Annotated in this window: 18 protein-coding genes and 1 tRNA gene; 9 read left to right on the top strand and 10 right to left on the bottom strand. The window is 63.4% G+C overall.

Annotation, left to right across the window (positions count from 1 at the left end; all coding sequences use genetic code 11):
- Positions 1 to 2: 2 nt before the first annotated feature.
- Positions 3 to 320, bottom strand: coding sequence for a helix-turn-helix domain-containing protein (locus V5F77_RS10490; protein WP_429005293.1), 318 nt, complete (start codon positions 318 to 320; stop codon positions 3 to 5).
- Positions 321 to 557: 237 nt separating this feature from the next.
- On the opposite strand from V5F77_RS10490, the gene V5F77_RS10485 reads away from it, so the two are divergent.
- From V5F77_RS10485 to V5F77_RS10475, 3 genes are all read left to right on the top strand, one after another.
- Positions 558 to 1,025 (top strand): helix-turn-helix domain-containing protein, encoded by a 468-nt coding sequence (locus tag V5F77_RS10485; RefSeq protein WP_429005292.1) that lies wholly within the window; start codon positions 558 to 560, stop codon positions 1,023 to 1,025.
- Positions 1,026 to 1,318: 293 nt separating this feature from the next.
- Positions 1,319 to 1,666, top strand: coding sequence for a hypothetical protein (locus V5F77_RS10480; RefSeq protein WP_429005291.1), 348 nt, complete (start codon positions 1,319 to 1,321; stop codon positions 1,664 to 1,666).
- Between the two features lie 37 nt (positions 1,667 to 1,703).
- Entirely contained in the window at positions 1,704 to 2,210 is a 507-nt protein-coding gene (locus tag V5F77_RS10475) for a hypothetical protein (protein ID WP_429005290.1), read from the top strand.
- Between the two features lie 316 nt (positions 2,211 to 2,526).
- On the opposite strand, the gene V5F77_RS10470 is transcribed toward V5F77_RS10475, so the two are convergent.
- Entirely contained in the window at positions 2,527 to 3,552 is a 1,026-nt protein-coding gene (locus V5F77_RS10470; protein ID WP_429005289.1) for an ABC transporter substrate-binding protein, read from the bottom strand.
- 86 nt (positions 3,553 to 3,638) lie between these two features.
- Positions 3,639 to 4,718 carry a LacI family DNA-binding transcriptional regulator gene (locus V5F77_RS10465; protein ID WP_429005288.1) on the bottom strand — a complete coding sequence of 360 codons (1,080 nt, stop codon included), beginning with the start codon at positions 4,716 to 4,718 and terminating at the stop codon, positions 3,639 to 3,641.
- Positions 4,719 to 5,322: 604 nt separating this feature from the next.
- On the opposite strand from V5F77_RS10465, the gene recA reads away from it, so the two are divergent.
- From recA to V5F77_RS10450, 3 genes are all read left to right on the top strand, one after another.
- Positions 5,323 to 6,405: a recombinase RecA gene (recA, locus tag V5F77_RS10460; RefSeq protein WP_429005287.1), complete on the top strand. Its 1,083-nt coding sequence runs from the start codon at positions 5,323 to 5,325 to the stop codon at positions 6,403 to 6,405.
- A 295-nt stretch (positions 6,406 to 6,700) separates the two neighbouring features.
- Positions 6,701 to 9,349 carry an alanine--tRNA ligase gene (alaS, locus tag V5F77_RS10455; protein WP_429005286.1) on the top strand — a complete coding sequence of 883 codons (2,649 nt, stop codon included), beginning with the start codon at positions 6,701 to 6,703 and terminating at the stop codon, positions 9,347 to 9,349.
- Positions 9,350 to 9,465: 116 nt separating this feature from the next.
- Complete coding sequence (locus tag V5F77_RS10450; protein WP_429005285.1) at positions 9,466 to 11,196, top strand: cation:proton antiporter domain-containing protein; 1,731 nt, start codon at positions 9,466 to 9,468, stop codon at positions 11,194 to 11,196.
- An 82-nt stretch (positions 11,197 to 11,278) separates the two neighbouring features.
- Here the strand turns inward: V5F77_RS10450 and V5F77_RS10445 are convergent, their stop codons facing one another.
- Positions 11,279 to 12,493, bottom strand: coding sequence for an NADP-dependent isocitrate dehydrogenase (locus tag V5F77_RS10445; RefSeq protein ID WP_429005284.1), 1,215 nt, complete (start codon positions 12,491 to 12,493; stop codon positions 11,279 to 11,281).
- Positions 12,494 to 12,690: 197 nt separating this feature from the next.
- Here V5F77_RS10445 and V5F77_RS10440 point away from each other — a divergent pair, with 197 nt between their 5' ends.
- Both V5F77_RS10440 and V5F77_RS10435 read left to right on the top strand, forming a co-directional pair.
- Positions 12,691 to 13,554 carry an RNA methyltransferase gene (locus V5F77_RS10440; RefSeq protein ID WP_429005283.1) on the top strand — a complete coding sequence of 288 codons (864 nt, stop codon included), beginning with the start codon at positions 12,691 to 12,693 and terminating at the stop codon, positions 13,552 to 13,554.
- Between the two features lie 127 nt (positions 13,555 to 13,681).
- A tRNA-Met gene (locus tag V5F77_RS10435) sits at positions 13,682 to 13,758 on the top strand.
- Between the two features lie 350 nt (positions 13,759 to 14,108).
- Here V5F77_RS10435 and sucD read toward each other — a convergent pair.
- The 6 genes from sucD to V5F77_RS10405 all read right to left on the bottom strand — a co-directional run bounded on the left by sucD (position 14,109) and on the right by V5F77_RS10405 (position 20,920).
- A complete protein-coding gene (sucD, locus tag V5F77_RS10430) occupies positions 14,109 to 15,011 on the bottom strand; it encodes a succinate--CoA ligase subunit alpha (RefSeq protein ID WP_429005282.1) in 903 nt (300 codons plus the stop codon).
- Positions 15,008 to 16,135 carry a succinate--CoA ligase subunit beta gene (locus tag V5F77_RS10425; RefSeq protein WP_429005281.1) on the bottom strand — a complete coding sequence of 376 codons (1,128 nt, stop codon included), beginning with the start codon at positions 16,133 to 16,135 and terminating at the stop codon, positions 15,008 to 15,010. Before V5F77_RS10425 ends, sucD begins: the two co-directional genes overlap by 4 nt.
- On the bottom strand, positions 16,132 to 17,571 hold the full coding sequence (gene sauS, locus V5F77_RS10420) for an acylating sulfoacetaldehyde dehydrogenase (RefSeq protein WP_429005310.1): 1,440 nt from the start codon (positions 17,569 to 17,571) through the stop codon (positions 16,132 to 16,134). The genes V5F77_RS10425 and sauS overlap by 4 nt, the downstream gene beginning before the upstream one ends.
- A gap of 294 nt (positions 17,572 to 17,865) precedes the next feature.
- The gene (locus V5F77_RS10415; protein ID WP_429005280.1) at positions 17,866 to 19,374 is read right to left on the bottom strand and encodes a tripartite tricarboxylate transporter permease; all 1,509 of its coding nucleotides are present in this window, start codon (positions 19,372 to 19,374) and stop codon (positions 17,866 to 17,868) included.
- 35 nt (positions 19,375 to 19,409) lie between these two features.
- Complete coding sequence (locus V5F77_RS10410) at positions 19,410 to 19,967, bottom strand: tripartite tricarboxylate transporter TctB family protein (protein WP_429005279.1); 558 nt, start codon at positions 19,965 to 19,967, stop codon at positions 19,410 to 19,412.
- Positions 19,968 to 20,056: 89 nt separating this feature from the next.
- Entirely contained in the window at positions 20,057 to 20,920 is an 864-nt protein-coding gene (locus V5F77_RS10405) for a tripartite tricarboxylate transporter substrate binding protein (RefSeq protein ID WP_429005278.1), read from the bottom strand.
- Positions 20,921 to 21,272: 352 nt separating this feature from the next.
- On the opposite strand from V5F77_RS10405, the gene V5F77_RS10400 reads away from it, so the two are divergent.
- Complete coding sequence (locus V5F77_RS10400) at positions 21,273 to 22,208, top strand: LysR substrate-binding domain-containing protein (protein WP_429005277.1); 936 nt, start codon at positions 21,273 to 21,275, stop codon at positions 22,206 to 22,208.
- Positions 22,209 to 22,635 lie beyond the last annotated feature (427 nt).

The raw sequence follows: 22,635 nt of genomic DNA, 5'->3' as shown, positions 1-22,635 counted from the left end.
GTCTAGGTTGCCCCGGTGATTTGACGGTGACTCGGCGCTTGGCGGCGGCTAGGTTTTTGCCGGCGAGAGGAGCGGGGCTGCCCGCTTCGGTCGTAGCGGCTGGGCCAGATGTCCTGAGGCCGCATGTCGAGGGCGGATGCGATGATGCCTTCGACGGCGGGCCAGGGGCGCACCAGGGCCTTGTAGAAGGACGAGGGCTCGTAACCCGCCTGCTCGGCCATCGAGCAGAGGGTTGCACCCTTCATGCGTACCGCTGCCTTGACCTGCTCGCGGTGCCAGTCCTTTGGCTCTGGGCGCTTTTTTGGACTAGGCGTCGTCATTAATCTCCACCTCAGCAGATCCCGCCCCGGCGTGATTCGCTGGGTGCAAACTGTCTGGTTTCGGAGTTAACGTGACACATAAAAATGAGTCATTCAAGGCGGAAAACCACGTCACGGTTCCAATGGACGATAGAGCCGGGCCTGATGCGGTCAACGCGTTGGTTTTTATGTGTTTTCTGCAATTTTATCATACGCAAACGGCACATTTTGCGAATGACACAGATCTGGAGGCGAGCTGTGTCACGTGATAAAATCGCCGAACGTCTGAGGATGGTGCGTGATAATTCACGCTTGTCACAACGTGCGTTGGCCACCCGTTTAGGTATCGCCTATCGGACATGGCAGGATATCGAGAATGGAAAGCACGTCCCCAGTGGAGAGACGCTGCTCAAAATCGCCGAACTCGGCATCAACCCCGGCTGGGTTCTGTTGGGCACAGGACCGATGCGTTCTGACGACTTCACCGGGGCCAGCGAGTTGCCTTCTGGCGGCCAAGCTGCACCCCAGTCGTTGGACACCGAATTATTGAAGTTAGCGCTTGAACTTGTGGACGTTTGGCTGCTGCAAAACCGGCGGACCCTGGCCCCGGAGAAGAAGGCGAACATCGTAACCATGATCTATCAGTTCGCCGCTGAAGACCGTGCGCGCGGCAAAGAGCCAATTGACAGCCACCGCGTTGCGCAGTTCCTTCGGTTAGTTGCCTGATGGCAACTACGCGCGGGGGGATTGTATGGACAGTGACGGGAGTGACCGAATTTCACAAATTCGGGAAGCACTATTAGCCGATGCCGCGCTGGGTAGCGATGATGACAATCAAATGACAAGTTTGAACACCTGCCGAAGGCAGACGAACATTGTCTTTTACGACTTCACCGGCGCTGTCATACATGGAAACGTCATAATGAGCGGGTCAGACGCGCCCGCCGAGGACTAGAGTTGCGGTGGAGCACGTCCCCAGACAGCTTGAACTGCGTCATAAGCACAGATCGAAGGGCACCATGCGAAAAGCTCGGCTCGCATTCATTGGGTTTATCGCAGTTGCGCCGGCGGTGTGCGGAAGTGCACAGGCGCAAGGTCTGCCGCCAGACCGTATTGTACGCAACGTAATTGGCTGCAGAGAGTGGGATGTCTATAAGAAAATGATGCGCTTTGTTGCCGACGGCGACCGGGAGGCCTTCGGCAAGATCGTATATCCATCGATCGCTGCCGGCATGTGCCGACGCTTTGTCGAGGGTGAAACAGTGCGGCTCACGGATTCAGCCGCCCTTTCGCTAGCATCCTGCGTCAGGCCGAAGGGCGCGACTGACTGTTTCTGGATTCCCTCCGACGCCTCAAAAATGGACTAGCCAGGCTATAGGCTTTGGAACGCAAGGATATAGGGAGATGGACGTACGCTTACTGGCCCGGATAGCCTGTTCAATTATGTTTGTCGCGTTACCCTGCTCGGTCATCGCTGCACCTCTTGGAGGGAGCGTCGATCAATTCGCCACGCGATTTAATGCTCAGGCAAAGAAGCTTGACGTTCTCGACAATGTGGCCGTGGCAAAGAGATCATGTCAGTCTGGGGTAAAACAGGCCTGCACTTATGCCGTTGCTAACGGTCTATCGATCGTCGCATCGTCATCTGAAGACAAGTCGACGCTGAATTCTCTGACGCTCATTATGACATCCAGCGAGAGCGATGCGACTTTGGCGTATGTTTTCACAATGGGTGTCATCATGTCCATATATGCGCCGGATGCCTCGGCCAGCGAGAGGGGCGTAATTCTCAAGCAGCTCGGCGCCGGATTGAAGGGGAGTACCGGCGGGACAGCGGAGCTGCACGGTATATCTTTCGCCCTCAAAGGGCTTGAGGGGATGGGGCTGACCACGGTCATAACGAGAGAGTGATGCGCGTTAAGAGGCAAATTATAGAGTCTACAGAGCAGCTTGAGCGCCGCGCCCCCGTCTGCAAGACTATGTGTCGCAAAGCGCCGATTTAGCGCCATCTGAAAGACATGGGGCGACGAAGCCAATTTTGCCCCGCCGCCCCATCAACGCCGATGAACGCTCACTTCGTCCCGCAGGATCCCGGCCAATCCCACCTAATCCCGCCACTGCAGATATATGTGTCTTCACTCACTCTCGCGGCGTGCTCCCTGCGCGCCGGGGGATGCCGCTTGCCCCCTCCCAACCCTCCCCCGCAAGCGGGAGAGGGCTTTGCGGGCTATTTCACCTCGGAGAGGTAGCGGTCGGAGAAGCCCTTCTGCACGCTCTCCATCTTGCCGTAGTCGACCGGCTTGGCGCGGGCGTAATCGGCGGCGGGTAGGAAGCGGTCGGCGACTTCCTTCGGCAGCGGAACGTCGCGCACCGGGCGCAGATAGGCGGCGGCCCACATGGCCTGTCCCTTGTCGGACAGAACATAGTCGAGCACCTTCTTGGCCGCCTCGGGGTGCGGGTCGTTCTTCACCATGGTCATCACATAGGGCACCACGATGGAGCCCTCGCAGGGGATGACGAAGGCGAAATTGCCCTTCTCGCTGTATTTGGCGCGATAGGCGTTGAAGTCATAATCGAACAGGATCGGGATCTCGCCGGAAACCACGCGCGCATAGGATGTCTGCTTCGGCACGATCGGCTGGTTGGCCGCGAGCTTCTTGAAGTAGTCGAGGCCAGGCGCGAAGTTTTCCAGCGAGCCGCCGAGCGCATTGTTCACCGCCACCGCGCCCACATAGCCGACGAAAGCGCTGGACGGGTCGAGATAGCCCACCATGCCCTTGTATTCGGGCTTCAGCAGGTCCGACCAGCAGGCCGGCACGGGGGCGCCGCCGAGCGCGTCCTTGTTGATGAACAGGCCGAGCGTGCCGGAATGGATGGTGAACCAATGGCCCTCGGGATCCTTCAGGCCGGCCGGGATCTGCGAGAAATTCTTCGGCTCATAGGCCTGGGTGACGCCGGCATCCTTGGCCTTGATGCCGAAGGTCACGCCGAGATAGGCGACATCCGCCACCGGGCTCGCCTTCTCGGCGAGGATCTGGGCCAGGGACTGGCCGGAATTCTTGTTGTCGGGGGGCACCTCGACGCCGGTATCGGCCTTGATGGCCTTGAGCATGCTGCCCCAATCGGCCCATTCGGTGGGGCAATTGTAGCAGATGGCATCGGCCGCCTTGGCGGGCGAGACGGCGGCGGCGGAAAGCATTGCGGCCGCGAGCAGCGGCGCGGCAAGCAGGGACTTCATCGCTGGGATGGTCATGCCTTGGTCTCTCAGATGGTCGCACAAAAGGGTCGCCCGGGCCGTTGAGACCGGACGGGGTCGGGACGCGGGTACGAAATGGACCGCTAACGCGCGGGTTCGGGCGACACGCCGGTCGGCGGATCGCAAGCTTGGAAAGCGGCGCCGCGCACCGGCGGCGCGACCGCAAGTGTGCCGGCGAGGCGCAATTGGTAGGGCAGGTGCTCGACGGCCCGGTTCGTGGTGCCCTCGAACATGTCGAACAGCCGCTCGATGGCCCGTGCCCCCATGAGGCGGGTCGGCTGATCCACGGTGGAGAGTTCCGGCGTCACCAGACGGCCGATGGCGATGCCGTCGAAGCCTGCCACCGACATGTCGCCGGGCACATCAAGCCCCATGGCGCGCACGGCGGCGATGATGGAGAGCGCCAGCAGGTCGTTGGAGCAGATCATGGCGGTCGGTCGCCCCCGGACGGCGAACAGTGCCTCCAGCGCGGCGCGATGGGCCGGGGCATCGGCGATATAGTCCAGTTCCAGCACCGGCTCGGGCAAAAGGCCGGCCGCGCCCATGGCGGCGAGATAGCCCTGGTGGCGCAGGCGCGAGCGATCGGAGGTGGAGAAGCGACCAGCGATGAACAGGATGCGCCGGTGTCCCCGCGCGATCAGTGCAGAGGTCAGCGCGTGGGTCGCGGCTGCATTATCGACCGTCACGGCCGGCCGGGGAATGCGCTGGGGTTCATTATAGACCAGCACATAGGGGATGCCCTCGGCATCCAGCATGTCGAGGGTGGAATTGGTGTCGGGGTCGGCCACCGTGAGAATCAGGCCGGCGACGCTCTGTGCCACCAGGGTGTCCACTACCGCGCGCTCACGGGCGGGGTCATAATCGGTGGCGGTGACCAAAAGGGCATGGCCGCGCACCCGCGCTTCCGCCTCAATGCCGGCGACCGAACTGGCAAAGACCGGGTTGGTCAGGCTCGGGATCACCACGCCGATGGTGCGCGTGCGCAGGGTCTTGAGCGAACGGCCGATTTCGCTCGGCCGGAACTCCAGTTCGGCGATCGCCGCCCGCACCCGCGTCTCGGCCTCCACGCTGGCCCGCGCCGTGCCGTTGATCACCCGGCTCACTGTGGCGATAGAGCAGCCGGCGCGTTCGGCCACGGTGCGGATGGTGACAGCGCGTGCCAAGGTCGATCCTGTGGAGAGAGGTGTGTAACCGTTTTCACAGCCTCTCTAGGGCCGACGTGTTACAGCCATATGACGCGTCCGGCCGGCATGGCCAGACGGCGATGGCGCGTCCGCCAGCGCGCAAGGCGCTGGTCGGCTCTTGGATCCGCGAGACATCGGTGGACCGGATTCTGAGAAGCAAGCGGCCCGCTGCCAGTGCCGTCGATCCGCATCCCCCCGGCTGCCACCGAAGGGCGCCGAAGGGATGCGTTTCGCACCGGCCTCAGGACGCGGCGACGTCCGAGCCGGTGATTGGCTGGTCGACGCTGAACGGGTAGTTCCGCGCCGCCTCCCTCCGTTGATACCGCCCCTCCGACCGGCGGCACAAGGTCAAAAGAGTTGGACGTTGGTTTATGCCGACACGAATTTGGGGGAGGAATTTATCTGCGAAGGGACGAGACGGCGTTGGCGAGGGCTCCCCGGGGGCGGCGCTTGTGCGGTTTCCTGAACTTCTGCGGAAAATGGAGAAAATTAACCGAAATCAGGAGAACATATTGCGAACATCGAACAAAACAGGTACAAATTCTCCCACACAATATCCTTGCACCTGGCGGAGACCACAGCGATGACTCAGTCCACACTCAGACTCGTCGAAGGTTCCTCCATGGATAAGACGAAAGCGCTCGACGCCGCGCTCTCACAGATCGAGCGGCATTTCGGCAAGGGCTCGATCATGCGGCTCGGCAAGAGCGGCAAAGCCATTGAAATTGAAAGCATTCCTTCCGGATCCCTGGGGCTGGACATCGCGCTGGGCATCGGTGGCCTGCCGCGCGGGCGGGTGGTGGAGATCTTCGGCCCCGAATCGTCCGGCAAAACCACGCTCGCCCTGCATACCGTTGCAGAGGCTCAGAAAAAGGGCGGCGTCTGTGCCTTTATCGACGCCGAGCATGCCCTCGATCCCATCTACGCCCGCAAGCTTGGTGTGAATCTCGACGATCTCCTTATTTCTCAACCGGATGCGGGCGAACAGGCGCTGGAGATTTGCGACACGCTGGTGCGTTCGGGCGCGGTGGATGTGCTGGTGATCGATTCGGTCGCTGCCCTGACCCCCAAGGCCGAGCTGGACGGCGAGATGGGTGACAGCCAGCCAGGCATGCAAGCTCGCCTGATGAGCCAGGCCCTGCGCAAGCTGACCGCCTCCATCTCCAAGTCCAACACCATGGTGATCTTCATCAATCAGATCCGGATGAAGATCGGCGTGATGTACGGTTCGCCGGAAACCACGACCGGCGGTAATGCCTTGAAATTCTATGCGTCCGTCCGCCTCGATATCCGCCGCATCGGGATGATCAAGGAGCGCGACGAGGTGATCGGCAACCAAACCCGCGTGAAGGTGGTGAAGAACAAGCTCGCCCCTCCGTTCAAGCAGGTTGAGTTCGATATCATCTATGGTGAAGGCGTCTCCAAGACCGGGGAATTGATTGACCTCGGCGTGCGTGCCGGCGTCGTGGAAAAGTCGGGCTCCTGGTTCTCCTATGACAGCCAGCGGCTTGGTCAGGGGCGCGAGAATGCCAAGACTTTCCTGAAGCAGAATCCTGAAGTTGCAGGGCGAATCGAGGCGGCTGTCCGCCAGAATGCCGGCCTCATCGCCGAACAGATTCTCGCCGGCCCCTCTGAGGAGGATGACGCCTCGCCAGCCGAGGAGTGACGCGCCGCGTTGCCCAGAGGGAAAGACAGAAAAACTTGTTTTTCCTCTGGGTGTGTTTGATTTCCATCGAACGTGCGGCAGTCTTCCTGATTGCCGCACGTCCCATCTTCCCAGCACATGGACCGCGTCCGACGCTGGTGGGTTAACGCTTTTCTGGACAAGCGGAAACGGCATCGTTAAACGATCTTCGCTTGTGCGTGGCGCTTTTGGAGTTCGTCCGGGCGTCCCTGCGAGAACCGGAGCCGTGCCTATCCGCGCGCCGGGCAAATCCAGTCAAGGGTATGGTGGCCGGCACATGAGCGGCGTGAATGAGATCCGGTCGACCTTCGTCGATTATTTCGTGAAGCAGGGGCACGAGGCCGTGCCGTCCTCGCCGCTGGTGCCCCGCAACGATCCGACACTCATGTTCACCAATGCGGGCATGGTGCAGTTCAAGAATGTCTTCACGGGCATGGAGAAGCGCCCCTATTCGCGGGCGGTCACCTCGCAGAAATGCGTGCGCGCGGGCGGCAAGCACAATGATCTGGACAATGTCGGCTATACCGCGCGGCACCATACCTTCTTCGAAATGCTTGGGAATTTCTCGTTCGGCGATTATTTCAAAGATCGTGCGATCGAGCTTGCGTGGAATCTGGTAACGCGCGAGTTCGAGCTTGCGAAGGATCGCCTCCTGGTCACGGTCTATTCCGAGGATGACGAGGCCCACGCCCTCTGGAAGAAGATCGCCGGGCTTCCCGACGACCGCATCATTCGCATTTCCACCTCCGACAATTTCTGGGCCATGGGCGACACCGGCCCGTGTGGTCCCTGCTCGGAAATTTTCTTCGATCATGGCTCGCACATCCCCGGCGGGCCCCCGGGTTCGGCCGACGCGGACGGCGACCGCTTCATCGAGATCTGGAATCTCGTGTTCATGCAGTATGAGCAGTTGCCGGGCGGGGAACGCCTGTCTCTGCCGCGCCCGTCGATCGATACCGGCATGGGCCTCGAGCGCATCTCGGCCCTCTTGCAGGGCACCCATGACAATTACGAGACCGACCTCATGCGGGCGATCATCGCCGAGGTCGCTGAACTGACGGGCGTTTCGCCGGACGGTCCGCAGAAGGCGAGCCACCGCGTGATCGCCGACCATCTGCGGGCTTCAGTTTTCCTGACCGCAGATGGCGTGCTGCCCTCGAACGAAGGCCGCGGCTATGTGCTGCGCCGCATCATGCGGCGGGCCATGCGCCATGCGCAATTGCTGGGCGCGCGCGACCCGTTGATGCACCGTCTGGTGCCGATCCTGGTGCGCGAGATGGGCCGGGCCTATCCGGAGATCGTTCGCGCCGAGGCGCTCGCCACAGAGACACTGCTGCTTGAGGAGCGCCGCTTCCGCCGCACGCTGGAGCGCGGCCTGCTGATCCTGGAAGAAGAGAGCGCTGGCCTCACCAGCGGCGCGCGCTTTCCCGGCGATGTCGCCTTCAAGCTTTATGACACCTATGGTTTCCCCCTCGACCTGACTGAAGATGCCTTGCGCGGGCGTGGCATCCATGTCGATACCGACGCGTTCAAGACCGCGATGGAGCGGCAGAAGGCCGACGCGCGTGCAGCCTGGCAAGGGTCGGGAGAGGCCGCGACCGATGCGGTCTGGTTCGCCTTGCGCGAGCGCGAAGGGGCCACCGAATTCCTGGGTTATGACACCGAGAGGGCCGAGGGCGTGGTGCGCGCACTGGTCCGCGACGGCATTGAGGTGGATGCGCTTTCCGCCGGCGAGCAGGGATATCTGGTGGTGAATCAGACGCCCTTCTATGGCGAATCCGGCGGTCAGGTGGGAGACACCGGGGAGGTGGCAGGTGAGGGCGGCGTTTTCGCCCACGTTACAGCGACCCAAAAGAAGCTGGGTGACGTGTTCATTCATGATGTTTCGGTAAAGGAAGGCACGCTCCGGGTCGGGGCTCCGGTGTCGCTGGTGGTGAACCACGAGCGTCGTTCAGCGGTTCGGGCGAACCATTCCGCCACCCATCTGCTGCATGAGGCGCTTCGCCGGGTGCTGGGCGACCATGTGGCCCAAAAAGGCTCGCTGGTTGCGCCCGATCGGCTGCGTTTCGATTTCAGCCATCCCAAGCCGGTGACCGAGGCTGAACTGGCCGAGGTCGAGGATATCGCCAACACCTATGTGTTGCGCAACGAGCCCGTCGACACGCGCCTGATGGCGGTAGACGAGGCCATCGAATCCGGCGCCCGGGCGTTGTTCGGCGAGAAATATGGCGACGAAGTGCGCGTGGTGTCCATGGGGACGGACGCCGGCAACGGCGCTCCTTATTCCGTGGAATTGTGCGGCGGCACCCATGTGTCGCGCACCGGCGATATCGGGATTGTCTCCATCGTTTCGGAAAGCGCCGTGGCGTCCGGTGTCCGCCGCCTCGAAGCTCTGACTGCGACTTCGGCGCGCCGTCATCTCAATGCTGCCAATGCGGCGCTGCAATCGGCTGCGGCCAGCTTGAAGACCGTTCCGGGCGAACTCGATTCCCGCATCACGGCGCTGGTCGAGGAGCGCCGTAAGCTGGAGCGGGATCTTGTGGATGCGCGTAAGCGCCTGGCCATGGGCGAGGCTGGTGGCGAGGAACCCCTGCGCACCATCGGCGAGGTGAAGCTGATGGCGAAACAGGTTTCCGGTATCGAGCTGAAGGATCTCAAAAGCCTGGTGGATGAGGGCAAGAAGCGCCTCGGTTCCGGCATCGTCGCCATCGTGGGCGTGACGGATGACGGCAAGGCCGGATTGGTCGTGGGCGTCACAGCCGATCTCGTCGCACGGTTCGATGCGCAGAAGCTGGTTCGCGCCGGCGTCGAAGCGCTCGGCGGCAAGGGCGGCGGGGGCCGCCCGGACATGGCGCAGGGCGGTGGACCTGATGCGAGCAAGGCGGATGCCGCTTTGTCCGCGATCGAGCGCGCGATTGCCGGCTGAGGCCTTTCTTTCCATCGGAGTGCGCGCGTTTGTGCCCTATGTGCGTGCCGCTGGGAGAGGCTTTATGTTCGCTCGGTGCGGGTGATTTTTAGAAAGCCGCGGGATTTGGGGCAACGATGGATCAGGCCTCCGGGCTGAAGGATGTGCTGGTCTATCTGGTGGCAGCGGGCGTGCTCATCCCGCTGTTCCACCGGGCGCGGGTCAGCGCGGTGGTAGGGTTCATCCTTATCGGCGCGGTCATCGGTCCCCATGGCCTTGGGCAATTGGCGGGACAGTTTCCGCTGGTTTCCTACGTCACCATTGCGGATGTGCATCGGGTCGGTCAGTTCGGCGAACTTGGCGTGGTGGTTCTGCTGTTCTTGCTGGGCCTTGAGTTTTCAGCGGGAAAGCTCTGGTCACTGCGGCGCGAAGTGTTCGGCCTCGGGCTGCTCCAGGTGCTATTCTGCGGCGCCGTCCTGGCCATGGGCACTTATCTTAGCGGACTTGCGCCGGCCACCAGCATCGTGGTTGGCTTTGCCCTCGCCATGTCCTCCACCGCCCTGGTGATGCAGCTTCTGCTCGCCGAACGCCGAGCTTTGGCGCCCCTGGGGCGCACAGCTTTGGCGGTGCTGCTGTTTCAGGATCTCACCGTGGTGCCGGTTCTGCTCGCTGCCGAACTGCTGGGGCAGGCGGGCGGGGGCTTGGTCGTGCTGATTTTGACCGCCATAGGGAAAGCAGCCGCTGCCATCGGCATCATCCTGCTTGCCGGTCGCTTCCTCATTGCGCCCCTGGTCGCAGCGGCCGCCGGAACCGGCGCCCGCGATCTTCTGATGGCAGTCACCCTGGTGGTTGTCGCGGGAACCGCAGGTCTCACCCATGCGGCCGGGCTCTCCGCCGCGCTCGGTGCATTCCTGGCCGGAATGCTGCTCAGCGGCACCGCCTATCAGCACCAGATCAGCGTGGATCTCGAACCCTTCAAGGGATTACTCATCGGCGTATTCTTCGTATCGGTGGGCATGAGCCTGGATATGGCGGCGGTGGTGCCGCATCTGCTGGTGATCCTTTTGGCGGCGGCGGCGATCATTCTGGTCAAGCTCGTGCTCACCTTTGCCGCCGCGCGGCTCTTCAGGACAGACCGCCCGCTTGCGGGAGAGCTTGCCGCCCTGCTGGCGCAGACCGGTGAATTTGCTTTCGTCGCCATTGGCTTGCTCCGGGTCAGCGGCGCATTGAACGTCACCCAGGCCGGCATTCTGGTGGCGGTGGTCACGCTGACGCTGATCGTGACGCCGCTCCTGGCACGGATGGGAGGGCTTCTGCGCACGCGGCTGGAACATCAGCAGCAGGATGGACAGAGCATGGAGTTCGATCCGCCGCCTGAAGGGCATGTGGTCATCGGCGGCTTCGGCCGGGTGGGCCGCATCGTTGCCGAGGCGCTGGAGGACGAAGGCGTCCCATTCATCGCGCTGGATGCCGACGCGGGGCGGGTGAGGGCGGAGAGGGCAGCGGGCCGGCAGGTGTTTTTTGGCGATGCCAGCCGGCAGGAGATTCTCGGCCGGGTGATCGGGGCGCGGGCAAGCGCCTTTGTGGTCACGCTGGATGCCGCTCCGGCTGCAGAGGGCATGGTTCGCGCGGCACGTGCCCTCCAGCCGGATGCCATCATCTTGGCGCGGGTGAAAGATGCCGCCCATGCCCAGCGGCTGGCGCGCCTCGGCGCCAGCAATGTCATTCCCGAGACCGTGGAGGCGAGCCTGCATCTGGCTGGCATGCTTTTGCAGACGCTCGGCTTGCCGGAAGAGGCTGTGGCGCGGCGGATCGACCAGGCGCGGGAGCGCGAACGCGTCCGCTTGACCTCGGTGTCGAGCGAGTGAGCCGACACGCCGGCGCCGGGCGGGGAAGCATAAGGGGCCTCGCCCGCCGCGTTCGGCGGCGGGCGAGGCGGTTTTGGCTCGATCAGGCCGCCATGGCCTTGTTCAGATTTTCGGAAATCTTGTCCAGGAAGCCGGTGGTGGAAAGCCACTTCTGGTCAGCGCCCACCAGCAAGGCGAGATCCTTGGTCATGTCGCCGGCTTCGACGGTATCGACGCACACCTTTTCCAGCGTGTCGGCGAACTTGGCCAGTTCGTCATTGCCATCAAGCTTGGCGCGATGGGCGAGGCCCCGCGTCCAGGCGAAGATGGAGGCGATGGAATTGGTGGAGGTTTCCTTGCCCTTCTGATGCTCGCGATAATGGCGGGTCACGGTTCCGTGGGCGGCTTCCGCTTCCACGGTCATGCCATCCGGTGTCATCAGAACGGAGGTCATGAGGCCAAGCGAACCGAAGCCCTGGGCCACGATGTCGGACTGCACGTCGCCGTCATAATTCTTGCAGGCCCACACATAGCCGCCGGACCATTTCAGGGCCGAGGCCACCATGTCGTCGATCAGGCGGTGTTCATAGGTCAGCTTGCGCTTCTCGAACTCCTCCTTGAACTCGGCGTCGTAAATCTCCTGGAAGATATCCTTGAAGCGCCCGTCATAGGCCTTCAGGATCGTGTTCTTGGTGGAGAGATAGACCGGATAGTTCCGGTTCAGGCCGTAGTTCAGCGAGGCGCGGGCGAAATCGCGGATCGACTCGTCAAGATTGTACATCGAGAGCGCAACGCCAGCGCCGGGGTACTTATAGACTTCCTTCTCGATCTTGGTGCCGTCCTCACCCACGAAGGTGATGGTCAGCGTGCCCTTGCCGGGAACCTTGAAGTCGGTGGCGCGGTACTGATCGCCGAATGCATGGCGGCCGACGATGATGGGCTGGGTCCAGCCCGGGACCAGACGCGGCACGTTCTTGCAGATGATCGGCTCGCGGAAGATGACGCCGCCGAGGATGTTGCGGATGGTGCCGTTGGGCGACTTCCACATTTCCTTCAGGTTGAATTCCTTCACGCGCGCTTCATCCGGCGTGATGGTGGCGCACTTCACGCCAACGCCGTGCTTTTTGATGGCTTCAGCGGCGTCGATCGTCACCTGGTCGTTGGTGGCATCGCGGTTCTCGACCGAGAGATCGTAATATTCAAGGTCGATATCGAGATAGGGGTGGATCAGCTTGTCCTTGATGTACTGCCAGATGATCCGCGTCATCTCATCGCCGTCAAGTTCGACGACAGGATTTGCCACCTTGATCTTCGCCATGTGGACGACCTTTCGGGGCGCTCTGAGAGCGTAAAAGAGGGTCAATGGGTGATGGCGTATCGGCCCGCGCCCCGCTGGCGCCGACGACACCCCGCCCGGCGAGGTCGCTATAGCATTCACGCTTCAGAAGAAGAAGCGTGTGGGACCTCGACTTTGGCGAAGGGGGCATGCAAGAGAGCCTGCAAAAGGGAAAATGGATGCCCGGCGCAGGAACTGACAGCACGAAGCCGTGGATCGATGGCGGTCCGGTGGTGATTCTGGTCGAGCCCCAGCTCGGCGACAATATCGGCTCGGCCGCCCGCGCGATGGGCAATTTCGGCCTGTCCAGGCTTCGCCTCGTCAATCCGCGCAATGGCTGGCCGGATGAGCGGGCGCGAGTCTTCGCGGCTGGGGCCGACCGTATCCTTGAGGATGCGGTGGTCTATCCCGACATGCGTTCCGCCCTTGGCGACGTGAATTTTGCGATTGCCGCCACCGCCCGAGAACGCGGCATGGCGAAGCGGGTGCTCAGTGCCGATGCCGCTGCAAGCGAGGCTGCCGCGCGGCTTGCCCAGAACGAGGATGTGGCGCTGGTGTTCGGCCGCGAGCGCACCGGCCTCTATACGGAGGAGGTCTCGCTCTGCGACGTCATCCTCACCTTGCCGGTGAACCCCGCTTTTGCCTCCCTGAACCTTGCGACCGCGGTGTCAGTGGTTGCCTATGAATGGTTCAAGCTGTCCACCGGCGGCGTGCTGCCCTTTGCCACGGCTGAAAAATCGCCTGTGGCGGAGAAGAAGGATCTGCTGGCGTTCTTCGATCATCTGGAATCGGAGCTCGAAGCCGCAGCATTCTTCCGCTCGGCGGACAAGCAGCCCTCCACGACCCGCAACATCCGCAACATCTTTCACCGCATCGCTCTTTCCAAGCAGGACCTCGCCACGCTCCACGGCATGATCACTTCCCTCGTCGAGGGGCGGATCGGTCGGGAAAAGCGCAAAGCAGAGCGCAATGAGAAGGCCGCCGCGAAGAGAGAGCGGGGCGTTGCGGGTGCTGGATCTTCATCTGAAGACGGGGAGGAGTGAGTTCAAACCGTCCACAGGCAAATGAGATGGCTTCGCTTTTTTTGCCTGCAGGGGTTTCCTTCCCCGGTCACCATTGTTACATACACGCCACTGACACGCCGGTTCGCCGGCAAATCGTCAGCTCTGACGCGGGGTGGAGCAGCCCGGTAGCTCGTCAGGCTCATAACCTGAAGGTCACAGGTTCAAATCCTGTCCCCGCAACCAACGGTTCTTGCGAAAGCAAGGCAGCCAAAACCCCGGCCGTCCGAAAGGACGCCGGGGTTTTTCTTGTTCGCTGCAAACCGCAGGATCGCGGGTCGCCGCGCAGCACGATTGCCAGCGCGGCCTCGTCGGGCGCGAGCGTTACCTGATCGATCAGCGCCCGGAAAACTTCTGTAGCTTCGGCTTTGCCATCCTCGTTCTGCAGGCCCTCATAGAGTGCCGCGATCCGCTACCGATAAATCTCCGCCATTTGGATGCAGGAGGGGCGGTTATGGCTCGACCGCGACAGATGGGTTCCCATCTGTCGCGGTCGAGCTACGAGGAAGCGACCGGGCGCACGGGAGGTCTCCGCGTCAGATCATGGCCAGCGCTTGAGGCCCCATCGCCGGGAGCCGGGCCGAGAGCGCATCGGTGATCTGCGCCGGTGTGTCGACCACAACAATGCCTGCCGCCTCGAGGGCCGCGCGCTTGGCGGGATAGCCGCCGGAACTGCCTGTCACGATCGCGCCGGCATGCCCCATCTTCTTGCCGGGCGGCGAGGCGCGGCCGGCGATGAAGGCGACGACCGGCTTCTTCATGTTGGCCGCATATTCCGCCGCCTTCTCCTCCATGTATCCGCCGATCTCGCCCACCATCACCACGGCGTCGGTGCCGCGGTCCTCGTCGAGGGCCTGCAGCGCGTCGCGGGTCGTGGTGCCGATCATCGGATCGCCGCCGATGCCGAGAAAGGCGGACTGGCCGAGGCCCGCGCGGGTGAGATTGAGGCAGATCAGCGTCCCGAGACTGCCGCTGCGCGAGATCACGCCGATGCGCCCGGGCTTGAAGATGTTCGGATTGTGCCCCGGCATGATGCCCACGAACCCCTCGCCGGGGGTCACCAGCCCCGCCGTGTTGGGGCCGACGATCCGGGTGCCGCTCCGCGCCGCAGCGCGGTGCATGGCCATCACATCGTGGGCCGGGATGTGCTCGGTGAGCACCACCAGGAGCCCGGCGCCGGCATGTATGGCATCAAGCGCGGCTTCCTTGGCCGCGGCGGGGGGAATGAACATCACCGCCACGTCGAACGGTACGGCGCGTGCCGCCTCCTGCGCCGTGGCGAAGAGAGGCACACCGAGATGGGTCTCCCCGGCCCGCTTGGGATTGACGCCAGCGACGATCTGGGTGCCTTCCCCCATCATCTTTTCGGCCCAGAACGAGCCCTGCTTTCCGGTAAGGCCCTGGACGAGCACGCGGTAATGCTTGCGAAAGATGATCATCGGGCAGCCTCCACCGCGGCCTTGACCGCGTCCTCCATGAGATCGAACGGCTCTATGCCGAGGCGCTCGCGCACTAGGCGCACCGCCTCGTCCTCGCCGGTACCGTGGATCGAGAAGTAGACGGGCAAGGTCGGCTTCAAGGTCTCCCATGCCTTGACCACCCCCTCCGCCATCACATCCGTTCGCGCGAAGGCGCCGCAGAAGTTCACGACGAGGCTCTTCACGCCGGGATTGGAGAGCACGAGGTCCAGCGCTGTTTCCGCCTTGGTGTAGGCTTCGCCGCCGATCTCCAGGAAATTGGCGGGCCGGCCGCCGAAATGGGCGATGACGTCCATGGTGGTCATGGTGAGCCCAGCGCCGTTAGCGAGCACGCCGACATTGCCGTCGAGCTGGATGAACTTTAGCCCGGTGGCGGCACCGCGCCGCTCCAGATCGGTCGCGGGCTCGCTGGCCGCGGCGGCGGCTAGCTCGGGCTGGCGAAAGGCGGAGGAATCGTCGAGCGTAAACTTGCAGTCGAGCGCCACCACCTGCCCGTCCGAAAGCTCGGCGAGCGGGTTGATCTCGATCAGTTCCGCATCGCTGGCGACATAGGCGTCATAGAGACGCGCGAGCACGTCCGTCACCTGCTCACTCGCCTGGCCGAGGTCGAGACCACGCACCAAAGCGGCGGCATCGGTCCGCCTGAAACCGGCCTCGGGATCAACGAGGGTGCGCCGAAGCGCGTCCGGCCGCGATGCCGCGACCTCCTCGATGTCCATGCCGCCCTCGGTCGAGAATAGCACGAGAGGACGCCGGCTCGCGAAGTCGGAAAGAACGGCGGCATAGAATTCGCGTGAGATCGCGGCGCACGCCTCGACCAGGACGGCTTCGACCACATGGCCGTCGATCGACATGGCCAGGATCGCCGCGGCCGCGGCCTTGGCGGCCTCCGGCGTGTCGGCCCGCTTGATGCCCCCGGCCTTGCCGCGCTTGCCGGTCGGCACCTGCGCCTTGACAACGCAGGGGCCGATGATCCGGCAGGCGTCGGCCGCCTCCTCGGGGGTGAGGCAGAGGATGCCTTGGGGGATCGCAATCCCTGCAGGCGCGAGGACGAGGGCCTTGGCGGCCTGCTCTACGAGGTTCATCGACCTTGCTCCCTGGTAGCGTCCACTGGGCCGATCTTCTGCCAATGGGGGCCGAACAGCTCCTCCTCGGTGGGCCTGTCCTCGGGGATCGGAGTCACGAGATGGGTGATGTTCATGAAATGGCGGAAGCTCAAATTCTCCGAGATGGAATTCTTCTGCCAGGAGCCGCAGCCCATGGAGAGGGTGAAGCCCAGGCCGGAGTCGAAGCCGCCGCCATTGCCGAAGGTGTGTGCGAAGTTCACCAGCACGCGCACCACCTCAAGATCTTCCGCGAGCTCGCGGGCGCGATCCATGTTCTTGGTATGGAGGCCCACCGAGTGGCCTTTGCCTTGATGGTCGAGGACCTTGCGCACCTGCTCCTTGGCGGCCGCGAAGTCTGGCACCTTGTAGACGGTGAGCACGAGCGCGAGCTTCTCCCCGGAGAACGGGCGATCGCGTCCCACACCGTCGTCCTCCACGAGAAAGAAGGACTTGCCTCTGGCTTCGGGGGAGAGCTCGAACGCCTCGGCGAGCACGCCGGCGTCGCGGGCGATGAGGTTGCGGTTGAGCTTGCCCTTCACCCACAGGCGCTCGGCGATGCGCGCTTTCTCCGCGCTGTCGCAACGATGGGCGCCCGCCCGTTCCAAAGCCGCGATGGCCTCCTCATAAACGCTCGCCACGATGGTGACCGAGTTCTCCGAGGAGCAGGACGTGGAATTGTCGAAGATCTTGGAGGCGCGGATCTTGACCGCCGCGGCATCGAGATCGGCGGTCTCATCGATGATGACCGGCACGTTGCCCGCGCCGACTCCGATGGCTGGCGTACCGCTGGAATAGGCGCGGCGCACATTGTCCTGCGAGCCCGTGACCACCACGAGATCGCAGGCCTTCATCAGGGCGTCGGTGCTCTCCTTGGTGACCGGGTGCGGCAGCACCTGGACGAGGTCGGCGGGCAGGCCGATGCGCTCCAACTCATCACGCATGAGGGCCACGGTGCGAGCGGTGGTGGCGTATCCCGCGGGCGATGGGGCGATGACAATGGCGTTGCGCGCCTTGATCGCCATCATGGCCTTGTTGACGGGCGTCGCGGCCGGATTGGTGGAGGGGGTCACCGCCCCGATCACCCCCATGGGCTTGGCGTATTTCACGATGCCGAGGGCCTCGTCATGCGCGATGACGCCCACCGAGCGCCCACGCAAGAGATCGCGCAGGGTGCCGAAGGTCTTGCGCTGATTCTTGATGATCTTGTCGGGCACATTGCCGAGATGGGTGTCCGCCACCGCCAGCTCGGCGAGGGCGCGGGCATTTTCCGGTTTGTAAATGGCCCAGGCGATGGCCCGCACGGCGGCGTCGGCAGTCTCCTGGTCTACGTTGGCGAACTGGCCCTGGGCCGCGCGGGCGGCGCGTACGGTGCGATCGACCGCAGCGCTCGCGTCATCTACGGCTTCGAGCGGCATTATGGCAGCCTGTACCATTGTTTGTCTCCCTTGCGTTGTTTCGAGTTGCAAGATGTCCTCTGGCAAAGGCCTGCACGACCCCCGCTCCAGGAACCGCGCAAACTCAGACCAAAGAGTATTTAGATGCCGCGTTGCGAAAGAGACCCAGTGGGCCGACTCCGCCTCGGCCTCAATGTCTGACGTGGTCTGTCGCCTCCCGGATCTCGCCCCGGAGGGCAGCGGAACCAGACTTGAGGCACGCAAACGTCGGGCGAAATTTACTGTCTGAACTTCTTCACTCACACTGCGTGTGATCTATTCGGCCGGTGCGTGGCGCCGGCCGGGAATCAGGTTGCTGATCACGGGCAGTAGCAGCGTCAGGATCACGAGCCCGAGGATGGTGCCGGAGATCGGGCGCGTGAAGAACACGGTCCAATCGTTCTGGAACGAGATCATGGAATTCATAAAGGATTCCTCGGCCAGAGGTCCGAGGATCACGCCCAGCACCATAGGCGCGATGGGAAAGCGCATGCGCTCGAATATGTAGCCGACCACGCCGAAGCCGAGCATCAGCCAGAGGTCGGTGACGTTGGAGCGGATCGACAACGCGCCGATGAAGCAGAAGACCATGACGAAGGCGGAGACGACCGCCTCGGGAAAGTCCATGATCTTCACCAGCGGGCGAATGGCAAAATAGCCCAGCGCGCACATCCCGACGATGCCGATGAAGAGCGAGGCGAAGATGGTGTAGACCATTTCCGGCGAGGTGATCATCACCTGCGGGCCTGGCTGCACGCCGTGCAGCATGAAGGCGCCGAGAATTGCCGCCGTGGCACCGCTGCCGGGGATGCCGAGCGCGAGGAGGGGAATCAGCGCCCCGCCCACCGAGGCGGTCGCCGCGCTCTGCGGCGCGACGATGCCCTCCGGCACGCCACTCCCCATGCGGGCGCGCTGACGGCCGAACTGGCTCTCGATACCGTAGCCGACGAACGAGGCGATGGTCGCGCCCGCTCCGGGTATGATGCCGACCACGTGACCGATCAGCGTCGAGCGCAGGAGCATTCCCTTCAGTCCGGAGATTTCCTTGAGACTCGGCAACTTTGTGCGAGTGTCGCTCACGCCCTGGAGCGGGACCGAGGCGAAGCCGATCTCAAGCCGTGCGAGCACCTCTGCCACGCCGTAGGCGCCCACCATCACGACCAGGAACTCGATGCCGTCGGCGAGGATCGGCAGGCCGAAGGTGAAGCGGTAGGAGCCATAGATCGCATCGGAGCCGACGCAGGCGACAAGCAATCCCACCGACAGGCTGATCAGCGCAGAGGACAGCGAGCCCTTGCCGAGCGAGATCACGCTGGCGAGCCCGAGCAGGACGATGGCGAAATATTCGGGGGAGGAGAATTGCAGCGCGAAATGCGCCACCGGCTTGGTCAGGATCACCATGATCGCGGCGGAGATTAGACCGCCGATAAGCGCCGCGATCAGCGTCCAGCCCAGAGCCTTCGCCGGCTGACCCTTCTTGGCCATGGCATAGCCGTCCCACAGCAACGGCACATGGATCGGCTCGCCGGGAATGCGGAACAGGATCGACGTGAAGGCGCCGCCATAGGTGCCCGAGACATACATGGCAGTCAGCAGGATGATCGCCGAGGTGACGTCCATCTGATAGGTGAAGGGAAGGAACAGAACGACCCCCATCACCAGCGTCAAGCCGGGCAGGATGCCCACGACGAGGCCGACGACGAGGCCGACGAACAACATCAGCATGTGGTTTGGCGTGAGACAGGCGATGAAGCCCGCGCCGAGCTGCGTGAGAGTGTCGAGCATGTGAGGCGCCTTTGCAGGGATCTGGTTTCGCGGGCTCAGGGCAGGCTGACGATGAGGTCGGTGATGATGTCGAACGGCGGCAGGCCGCGCGGCAGCGAGACGTAGACCACCTTCAGGAACAGGACGCTGAGCACCGCGCTGCCGATGAAGGCTGCGGCCCAGATCGTGCCGTGCTTGCGGAACCGGCCGAGATACATGAAGCCCGCGAGGAAGAAGAAGGTGGCGAGCGGAAAGCCGACGATGCCGAGCGCCAAGCCGTAGACGCCGCACATACCCATGCCGCCCAAAAGGAGGGGCAGGCTGCGGTCCTGCAAATCCTCCACGCCGGCCGAGGGCTCGGAGGCTTCGAGCTGATCGGCGATGCCATGCGCTTCCTTATGGTTCGGCGAGACGACCGCCCGCACCAGTTCGATCAGGCTGACGACGCCCATCAGGCCGATGGCCAGCTTGGGCCAGAAATCGGGACCGAGCTCGCCGGGCCGGGCGGCGAAGTCGATCTGGTTCGCGAAATGCCATAGCGCGGCTACAATGACGATGAGCACGCCATAGGGCAGTGCCGCTGAGATACGGTTCGTCAGCGCGTGCGTGGTCATGCGACCCTCCTCGACGCGAAAGTGGACTGTGCTGTGGAACCCCTTGCGAGGGCGAGCGCCCGGACAGCGTGACCGGGACGCAGGCGCGATCAGGAGGGCTTTGCGAGCGCCTTCATCTCTTTCAACTGCTGTTCGAGGAACGCCGTTGACTGGCTCGCCGATAGGTAGCTGGCGGGATCGGCGATCTGCTCGCGGAGGAACTTCTTGTATTCCTCGGTTGCCGCCACTTTGCCCAACACGGAATCGATCTTGGACATGGCTGCTGTCGGCGTGCCCGCGCGCAGGATCACGGCGCGGAACTGCGGCAACGCCACCTCGTATCCGAGCTCATAGGAGCAGGGGATGTCCTTGAAGTCGGGGAAGCGCTTCTTGCCGAACACCATAAGCGGCCGCATCTGCTTGCCGTTTAGGAAGCTGCCGACGTCGCCCGCCTGCTCGTAGAGGGCATCGGCGTGGCCGCCAAGGATCGAGATGTACCGTTCGCTCGGCTTGGAAAAGGGGACCTGGATGACGCTGACGCCCTTCCCCGCAAGATAGTTGAGCGAAAAATCGTCGACGCTGCCGAATCCGAGTGTCGCCACCTTGAGCTTGTTGGGGGTGGCCTTGGCTTCCTTCTCGAAGTCGGCCCAGGTCTTGAAGCGGCTGTCTTGCGCGACAAAAATGAAGGACGGCGCCTGGATCATTACCGCTGCAGGCGCGATGTCGGAAAGCTGCCAGCGCGGGTTTGTGCCGGCAAGGAGGGCGTGGGCGTCGGCGATATAGATCGCAGCCGAATAGCCATCCGCCGGCGTGGCGAGAAGCTTGGCCATGCCGGTGGCGCCGGTGCCTCCGGGCACGTTCACCACCGGAATGCCCTGGCCGAACATCGGTTCAGCGAGCTTGCCGACCTGACGGGCGAGCTGATCTGCTCCCCCGCCCGGCCCCCAGGGCACGATCATTTCGATCGGCCGCACCGGGAACTTCTCCTCGGCGGCAAGCGCAGGTCCGCACAACGAGGGTCCCGCCACAGCAATGGCGCCCCCAGCGTATAGAAAATGGCGTCGTGATAGGTTCACTTGAAATTCCTCCCTATCCGGTCTTTGCCATCCGTCGGTTGACCCAACGTGATGCTGCCCGGATGCTTTTGCGCGACTCGTTTCGATGACTACCGACGGACTGAAGACAGAATGGTTGGTCCGAAGATGGGCCAGAGGGCTTGGCGTGATCCCTTGGCCCGACGCGACAACAGGGTAGACAAAAAAACAGTACAGTCACCATGCGATACGTCGAAATTTATTGTATTGATCGCAATCATTCGCAATTCTTATGACCATGATCCCTGACCTCGACATTGCCTTGGTCCGAACCTTCCTCGCCATCGTGGACACGGGGGGCCTGACTTCGGCTGGGCGGGTGGTTGGCCGGACCCAGCCGGCCATCACGCAGCAGATCAAGCGGCTCGAGGATACCCTGGAGCGCCCGCTCTTCGACCAGGATCGGCGGCATCTGAGGCTGACGCCCGATGGAGAAGTGTTCCTCGAATACGCGCGCGCAATTCTGCGCCTCAACGATGAGGCCCGCGCGCGCTTCGGCGCTCCGGATATTCACGGCGCGGTCACGCTTGGCGTGCCGGATCTCTACGCCGCTTATCTCCTGCCGCAGCTCCTGCGCCGTTTCGCGCGCGCCCATCCGCATGTGGAAATCGAGATGCGCTGCATGCGCAGCGTCCATCTTTACGAGGCGATGCAGCGCGACGAGCTGGACCTCGTCATCGCCACGCTTCAGCCTGACGAGAAGATCGGTGCGGTGGTGCGCCGGGAACCGCTGACATGGGTCGCGGGGCCGCATGATCTGCCGGAGGCGGAGGAGGTGGTGCCGCTCGCTGTCCTGCCGCCAGGCAGCGTCTATCGCCAGCGGGCACTGGAGGCGCTTGGTCGCGCCGGCCGGCGCTGGACCATCACCTCCTTCAGCGAGAGCTTGGCCGGGCTTCAGGCGGCGGTGTTCGCGGGGCTCGCCGTCTCAGTGTTCCCGCGCTGCGCGGTGCAGCCCGGCATGCGGTGCCCAGGGCCGGCCGAGGGGCTGCCCGATCTTCCGGCGATCGAGCTGGTGCTGCACCGCCGTCCTATGGCGCTGAGCGCCGCCGCCGAGCATCTCGGCGACTTCGTCGAGCGCGAGCTGGCACAAATCTCGCCATTTCATCCCACGGTCGTTGTGGACGGATCGCCCTCCCTGCCGCCGCGCCTCGGCGTGGTGCGGGGCTGAGGAGGAGGCAGGCTGGGCGGGCCACCTTGCTTGCGGTCACGGCAATCGCATTCCCGCGATCTTCCGGCGCGCGCGCCTACTCCTCGATGCTTCTCGGCATGCCGGCATTGATCACCGGCTCACTGATTCCGGCTCGACGGCTGTTCGCGCCGCGACGTGCCGCGCGGGGCCCGCACCTCAGGCGAGACCTTGTCCGTCGTCCTGCTCATCATAGCCCCATTCTCTCAGGAGTTGGGGCGTCCGACAAACCCGGCGCGGTTCACTCCATAGACGTTACTCCATAGAATCGGTGAACCGCCCCCCAGCTTATTGAATAGAGACAGCTTCACTGCCCATATTGAGTCGCCTGGGCGATTCAATATTGAGCAGATCCGGCCCTCGGGACATGGCGAAGTCCTTGGAGCCAATGTGAAAAGGCTGGGTGGGC

The sequence above is a fragment of the Roseixanthobacter psychrophilus genome (assembly GCF_043195195.1).
Lineage (GTDB): Bacteria > Pseudomonadota > Alphaproteobacteria > Rhizobiales > Xanthobacteraceae > NCEH01.
The sequence above is the reverse complement of the archived record's forward strand: the minus strand, read 5'-3'. Positions and strand labels throughout refer to the sequence as shown.